At 46.5% G+C, this 7,765-nt stretch carries 5 protein-coding genes; 3 read left to right on the top strand and 2 right to left on the bottom strand.

The features are described from left to right. Positions 1–899, top strand: an 899-nt coding sequence (locus tag FC99_RS11890) for an RNA-guided endonuclease InsQ/TnpB family protein (protein ID WP_235805921.1), incomplete at its 5' end; no start/stop codon positions are given. 257 nt (positions 900–1,156) lie between these two features. On the opposite strand, the gene FC99_RS11885 is transcribed toward FC99_RS11890, so the two are convergent. Both FC99_RS11885 and FC99_RS11880 read right to left on the bottom strand, forming a co-directional pair. Next, positions 1,157–2,527 (bottom strand): dihydrolipoyl dehydrogenase family protein, encoded by a 1,371-nt coding sequence (locus FC99_RS11885; protein ID WP_048735271.1) that lies wholly within the window; start codon positions 2,525–2,527, stop codon positions 1,157–1,159. A gap of 64 nt (positions 2,528–2,591) precedes the next feature. Continuing rightward, positions 2,592–3,032: a MarR family winged helix-turn-helix transcriptional regulator gene (locus FC99_RS11880; protein ID WP_048735274.1), complete on the bottom strand. Its 441-nt coding sequence runs from the start codon at positions 3,030–3,032 to the stop codon at positions 2,592–2,594. A gap of 442 nt (positions 3,033–3,474) precedes the next feature. On the opposite strand from FC99_RS11880, the gene recQ reads away from it, so the two are divergent. Both recQ and FC99_RS11870 read left to right on the top strand, forming a co-directional pair. Then, positions 3,475–5,247 (top strand): DNA helicase RecQ, encoded by a 1,773-nt coding sequence (recQ, locus tag FC99_RS11875; RefSeq protein WP_048735277.1) that lies wholly within the window; start codon positions 3,475–3,477, stop codon positions 5,245–5,247. A 142-nt stretch (positions 5,248–5,389) separates the two neighbouring features. Continuing rightward, the gene (locus FC99_RS11870; protein WP_048735280.1) at positions 5,390–7,636 is read left to right on the top strand and encodes an ATP-binding cassette domain-containing protein; all 2,247 of its coding nucleotides are present in this window, start codon (positions 5,390–5,392) and stop codon (positions 7,634–7,636) included. Positions 7,637–7,765: the final 129 nt, after the last annotated feature.

Here is a 7,765-nt window from a genome sequence, read left to right as displayed (position 1 = left end):
CCCCTAAATTCCATAAACGTGGTTATACTCAGACTTATCAAACGTCATGTCTTTACAGTGCCAAAGTGACCGAGCCAACCATGCGTAATGGTAGCGTAAGACTAAATGATTCCCATCACCTAAGGTTACCTAAACTGGGGCGTCTCCGTTTCAAGGGGCTACCATCGAAAATTTTAGACCAGACTGATGACATTAGAATTGGGACGACAACAGTCTTAATGGACGCCGTAGGACATTATTTTGTGTCCATGCAGCTTGGGTCGGAATACCCCTTCGTTTCTGAGCAATCAGTTATTAAATCTAAAGTCGGCATCGACTTGAACCTTACTAATTTTCTGACGGACTCTAATGACCAAGTGATTGATAACCCCCATTACTACCGGACGATTAGAGGGAAACTAGCTAAAGCCCAACGTAAGCTGTCACGGCGGGCTAGACGAGCTAAAAAGAGTCAACGAAGGTTATCCGCATCAAAGAATTATCAAAAGCAACGGTTACTATTGGCGAAATTACAACTTAAAGTCGCTAACCAACGCAAGAACTTCCTGCACCATGTCTCTACGGCCTTAATCAAAAACCACGATTTAGTCGTAGCCGAAGAACTGCGGGGTAAAAATATGTTGCGGAACCACGCTTTGGCAATGAGTATCTCGGATGTTGGCTGGCGAACCTTACTGGGTATGTTGGCTTATAAGGCTGACTTATACGGTAGAAAATTTTTGACAATCGATCCCCGAAATACGACACAGACATGTAGCGATTGTGGACACGTCATGGCCGGAAAAAATAAGTTGACGTTGGCTGACCGTAAGTGGACATGTCCTAATTGTGGGGTATTCCACGTGCGTGATCATAACGCAGCTAAAAATATATTAGCTAAGGGTTTAGCAACATTATAAAAAACGAGTCCGCCTGGCAACCTGCGGACCTAAAAGGCTTTGGTAATTAGCGGATAAGTCCTATTCGTAGGCAAGCGCTGTATCTAAGCAAATTGTGGTCGCCATACCGTGGGGTGTGGTTCTCACAAGCGTCCGTTTTTAAACGGGCGTGGTTGACTCTAACGTAGATAACTCCGTATTTTAGCGGCACTTATTTTTTTAAAAGACAAAAAACTGAGCTAATATTTTTACATTAGCTCAGTTCCAAGTTCATTCAGTTAAGCCTCCGCAGCCATTTCGGGCATCAGCAGGGGGGTCAGGGCGTCAATGATGCCCTGGGTGGCTGTTGGGAAGGCAAAGATGAGGCGGCTCAGGTCCGTAGCGTCTAGTCGTTGTTCAATAATCATGACCAGTACGTTAATCAAGTCGGGAGCATCCATACCGTAAATCGCGGCGCCAACTAAGTGATTTGTCTGGTCCAAGACCACCGTTACCTCAGCATCCGTTTCATTCTTATATTCAAACGTAAACAGTTGGCCGTAAGGAATCGTTTGCACGTGATAGTTTTCAGCATCCGTCTTGGCTTCATCGACCGTCACACCCACTTGAGCCAGTCGTGGTAGGCTAAAAAGAACGCTGGGGATGACGGGATAAGTGATCGGTGCTGTGTCGCCTAAAATTTGGCGAGCAATATAATTGGATTCAAAAGTTGCAGTCGGCGTCAGCTTGGGAAGTTGCTTATCGATCACATCACCACTGGCGTAGATATTATCGCCGTTAGCTCGCAGATGATCATCAACCTCGATACCGGCGGCACTACTGTGAATACCAGCATTTTCCAATCCAAGGTACGTGACGTTGGGCTCACGGCCGGTAGCATCTAAGACATAGTTGGTGACCACACTGCGACCGTTTGCCGTGGTGACGGTATAGCCGTCAGTTGTGACATCGACTGCGAGAACCGTTTCATTGAAGACAAAGGTTGCGCCAGCTGCTTCCATTTTAGCAATGAGCTTAGACGTTTGATCGGCACTAAAACCTTTTACTGCGCGTGAGCCATGATCAATAATTGTTACCTGAGCGCCCAATTCCATAATCAATGCGGCAAATTCCAAGGAGATAATGCCGGCACCGATGAAGGTCACATGTTCGGGAAGTTCAGGCAAGTTCAGAAATTCTCGGCTATCATGCATGAATTCACGACCACTGATTTGCAGGCGTTTTGAGTGCTGGCCGGTTCCAATAACGATGTTTACGGCCCGAATAATTTCACCGTTAACTTGGATGCAGTGGTTACCCATTAGGATAGCAGAGCCGTGGATCATATCAATTCCCATCTGGGTAAAAAGCGTCGTCATTTGGTCAGAAAGGGGGTCGATAACTTGATGTTTGTAAGCCATGAAGCTTTTCCAATCAACGGCAGTCTCAGTAGTAACCCCTAGGCCCCGATAATTCTTAAGTTGGGCGAGCAATTCAGATGGTCCGTCTAGTAAAATTTTGGCATCACAGCCATAGTTGGTGCAAGTGCCAGCAATCATGTCCCGTTCGATGAGGACCACGGATTTACCAGCTTGCTTGAGGGCGACGGCGGCGTGCCAAGTTGCGTGGCCACTACCGATGAGGGCAACGTCATAATTTGTTTCTGTCATTGATTGAAAAACCTCTTTTTCTTAATTTTAGTCGTGCACGATTGATGCGAGTAAAGAAAAGATGCTACTTGAGCATCCTTTGTAGGGTCGCAATCAGTTCGTGATTCATAGCTAGAGTGTCATTGTATTTGCTAACATCGACGTTTTGCTGGGCAACACATTGATGAATAGCGGCAAAAATTTCCGGTTTCGTGTCCCGAGCTTGTTCAGTCAGGGAGACAATTAATTGCCGGTGGTCGGTGGCTGGCAGACTACGCGTCAACCAACCATTTGTTTCCATCCGCTTCAGTAAAGGTGTCAGGGTATTGCTACCGAAGTCGAGTCGCTCGCCCAACTTATGCAGGGGTTGCCGGTCCTCTTCCCATAAGGAAAGTAAAACCAGGTACTGCGGATAAGTGAGCTGAAAGGGCTCGAGCGCCTGTTTATAGAACTTGGTAAACAAGCGACTAGCGTGGTAGACCGAGAAACATAGTTGGTTGGTCAAGGTCATATCGTCTGGTGCCATGCGCGATCACTCCAATTCAATTGCGTACGATTTAATTTACTATAAGCTAGTTTATCTTAGCTGTCAACTATATTTAGTGAAAATTACAGACAATGTCGGTTTAATTAATATCTAAATAGTTAGCTTGTTATAATGGCTACAAACTGCATGAAATCGCTACCTTTCCGCGGCATATCAGGTATCAATACCTGTCGACAATTATCCATATTGTCTGAAATGTGAGGGTAATTGTGATTTGATTTGGTGGGTAATTTATTATAAAAAATTTTTATGTTAATACTAGAATATTGCCGGCATAATTTGGAAAAATTGATGTTGTTGTGGCAAACAAGGGTCAAAAAGTTACAGGGCGTTCGGTTGTATTACGCGGTCTTAGCCTTTAAAATAGAAATATTGAAGTCAAACGATATAAAGAAGAAATGAGCTATTTAAGGAGCCAGTGATGATAGATTTAACGGCAGCACAACAAGTATTAAAGACAACGTTTGGCTACGACGAGTTTCGTCCAGGTCAACGTGCGGTGATTGAACACGTGCTAGCCGAGGATAGCAGTCTGGCCATCATGCCAACGGGTGGTGGGAAATCCCTATGCTATCAGATTCCGGCAATGTTGTTTACCGGGATCACAGTGGTCGTGTCACCGTTGATTTCTTTGATGAAGGATCAGGTTGATGCGTTAAATGATAGTGGCATTCCAGCAACTTTTATCAACAGTTCGTTGGAATGGCCAGAGATTCAAGAGCGATTGGCGGCACTGCATGATGGTGCGTACAAATTGCTTTATGTGGCGCCTGAGCGATTGGATTCGGCAGCCTTTATTCAGGCATTAGGACGGCTACCGATAGATCTGCTGGCAGTGGATGAGGCCCACTGTATTTCTCAGTGGGGTCATGATTTTCGACCAAGCTATCTTGCGTTGAGCACGGCAATCGAACAGCTCCCCACCCACCCACAAGTATTGGCCCTCACGGCGACGGCCACGGAACAGGTGGCAGCCGATATTCGGCAACAACTTAATATTGCGCCACAAAATGAGGTTAATACTGGCTTTGCCCGGGATAATCTGAACTTGACGGTGGTTAAAAATCAGGACACGGATCGTTACATTCTGGATTATTTAAAAGTTAATGCGGGCGAAACAGGGATCATTTATGCCAGTACGCGTAAGGAAGTAGAACGCCTGACAAATCTGTTGACGCGCCACCATATTCAGGCGGCAGCTTACCATGCTGGCTTACCGGATGATGAACGACGGCAGAATCAAGAAGACTTCCTATATGATCGGATTCAGGTTATGGTCGCGACGAATGCGTTTGGGATGGGGATTGATAAAAGTAACGTGCGGTTTGTGATTCACGCCCAGGTGCCAGGCACGCTTGAAGCGTACTATCAAGAGGCAGGGCGTGCCGGTCGGGATGGTTTGCCGAGTGAGGCAATCCTACTGTACCGAGCACAAGATTTACAAATTCAACGGTTCTTCATTGATCAATCGGAAGAGATGGATGAGGAGCACCGGCAGCGCTCCTATCATAAGCTACAGGTCATGAGTCAATACGCTAATACGCAGGGGTGCTTGCAGCAGTTTATTTTAAATTACTTTGGGGAAGAATCGGAACCGTGTGGAAGATGTAGCAACTGTCTGGATGATCGAGAAGCACAAGACGTAACGACGGCGGCCCAAAAGGTCTTGTCGTGCGTTGTTCGATTGCGGTCACGGTATGGCAAGGGAATTGTGGCCCAGGTCTTGACGGGTGCTCACAATCAGCGGATTCGTGAAAACCATTTAGAAGAGCTACCAACGTATGGGATCATGCAGGGACAGCGGCAGAAAAGTGTTGGCGAGCTAATCGATTTCTTATCGGCGGCAGGGTATTTGCAGAGTGTGGGTGGTCAGTATCCAACGCTGCAGGTCACAGCCAACGGGGCAGCGGTCTTAAAAGGTGAGGAACAAGTCTACCGTAAGATGGCCCGGCAGGTTAAACGCCTAGCACCAGAGAATGATGAACTCTTTGGCAAGCTCCGTGAACTCCGACGGCGTCTAGCTGAAGAACAGCATGTGCCACCGTTTGTCATCTTCTCGGATAAGTCCTTGCACGGCATGTGTGAAGTGCTCCCAAAGAATGATGAAGAATTCTTATCCGTGAAGGGCGTGGGTCAGAGCAAACTGGAGAAGTATGGCGAGACATTTATGGATGTTATTCGGGAAAATGAGTAAAGTTATAAGTGAGAAGCAGTATGGTTTTCCCAGCCGTGCTGCTTCTTTTCTTTTTGAAGCCTTTTCACTTTGTTTAGGGTCTTGACTATGGTAATCTAGACTTCTGTTGTGTCGCCAAGCCAATCAGACGGAGGTTATGTCCATGTCAGATCCAGAATTTATTGAGATTGTAAATGACCGTGAGAACAACCTGAAAAATATCAGTCTACGAATTCCTAAGAATAAGCTAACTGTGTTCACCGGTGTTTCCGGTTCTGGGAAATCATCTATAGTATTTGATACGATTGCGCAGGAGGCTGGTCGTCAGCTGAATAGTACATATGACAGTTTTACGCGGCTGTACTTACCCCACTATCACCGACCTGACGTTGATGAAGTTCATAACTTATCGACCGCCATTGTGATCGACCAGAAGCCGCTTGGCGGCAATGCGCGCTCAACTTTGGGGACAGTCAGTGACATTAATGCTTTATTTCGAATCCTCTTTTCACGATTTGGTCGGCCGCAGTATGGACAGGCCAGTAATGCTTTCTCCTTCAATGATCCAGCGGGGATGTGTCCAACCTGTGAGGGAATTGGAAAGACCTATGTCTTACAGCGAGATGCCGCTTTAGATCAAAGTAAGTCGCTTGCTGATGGTGCCATTCAATTGCCAGGCTACAATCCGACCTCCTATTACTATCAAATCTTAGTGGATACCGGTCTTTTTGAGTTGAACAAGCCAGTTAAAGAGTTTACGGCGGATGAAATGAACTTACTGTTGAATGGGAGACCAACTGAAATAACCGTTCACTATCGGGGGGCTCAGTTGAAGGCTAAGTTTGAAGGAATCGAACAGCAATTCTACCGTCAAAATTTGAAGACAAGTCAAGGAATCAGTGAGGGTACGCGTAAGAAGATTGAGAAATTTGCGACGATGAGTCCTTGCCCAGATTGCCAAGGCAAACGCTACAATCCACAAGTTTTAGCCTCTAAAATTAACGGGTATAATCTATTTGATCTAACTGACATGCAATTGAATCAGTTGTTAACCGCGTTGAGTAAATTTACTGATGAACGGATGTCCGGGTTAATCAACAGTATCCGTGAACGCGTTCAAGGGTTAATTGATGTTGGACTGGACTATCTTAGCCTCACGCGTGAGACGACGACCCTATCCGGTGGGGAGTCACAGCGAGTCAAGACGGTTAAATACCTGGCCAATAGCCTGACAAACTTGATTTACATTTTGGATGAGCCTAGTACCGGACTACATCCGCGTGACGTTCACCGATTGAATGACTTGTTGATCAAGTTACGTAGCAAGGGTAACACTGTCCTTGTCGTTGAACATGACCCCGACGTGATTAAGGTGGCTGATTATGTGGTCGATGTGGGACCAAAGGCGGGAACTCATGGCGGGCAGATCACCTTTACGGGAACTTATCCCGAATTATTGGCATCTGAAACATTGACTGGTAAGTTTCTGTTGCGACACTTGCCAGTGAACGCGCATCCGCGGACGCCTACACAGTTTATTTCGAGTCAAGCGAGTCGCTTGCACAACTTGCAGGATGCCGTGTTAAACGTTCCCCAAGGTTTGTTTACGGTAGTTACTGGGGTAGCTGGTTCTGGCAAGAGTACGTTAGTGGAACAGGTCTTTGCGCCGGAACATCCGGAAGCAATTCGGATCGACCAGCGGCCACTCCATGCCAATAGTCGGTCAAATCCGGCCACTTATATTGGTGTGTTGAACGACATTCGAAAGCTACTGGCCGATGAGAATGGTGTCAGTGATAGCCTGTTTAGCTACAACTCGAAAGGGGCTTGCCCGCAATGTGGGGGAAAAGGTGTGATTGAGCTGAACCTATCGTTCATGGAAAACGCGACGGTTGAATGCTCCCTATGTCACGGTGGCCGATTTGACCCGCAAGTGCTGACATACCAGTATCAGCAGCAAAATATTGTCGATATTATGGCGATGACCGTTGAAGAGGCGGCCGAGTTCTTTAAGGGAACCAAGGTTGTTGCTAAGTTAAAACGGGTGCTGGAAGTTGGTTTGGGATATCTGGCGCTGGGCCAGCCGCTAAACACACTATCCGGTGGTGAGGGGCAACGGTTAAAGATTGCGAAGGAACTCAATAAACGCGGAAATATTTATATTCTGGATGAACCGACTACGGGGTTGCATCCCTCGGATATTACGGTAATTATTCAAATTATCAATAAATTAGTGGATAAAGGGAACACGGTTATCGTGATTGAACACAATCTTGATGTCATGCGCAGTGCCGATTGGTTGATTGACATTGGGCCTGATGGTGGTGCCAAAGGGGGCGAGGTGCTCTATGAGGGACCAGTGAGTGGGATACACAAGGCACAACGGTCCGTGACGGCGGATTATCTTTAGTGCAATTTGTGTAAATTAAAAGAGCCGATGACATTTTTTGCCATCGACTCTTTTTAATGGTTCCAGCTAGTGACTAAAGGTTGAAAGATAAAATACCTGTCTCGCCCCAGTATTGGCAAGGATTCGCAC

The sequence above is a fragment of the Levilactobacillus koreensis JCM 16448 genome (assembly GCF_001435525.1).
Classification (GTDB): Bacteria; Bacillota; Bacilli; order Lactobacillales; family Lactobacillaceae; genus Levilactobacillus; species Levilactobacillus koreensis.
Note: the sequence above shows the minus strand (reverse complement) of the source record. Positions and strands in the feature narration are given on the sequence as shown.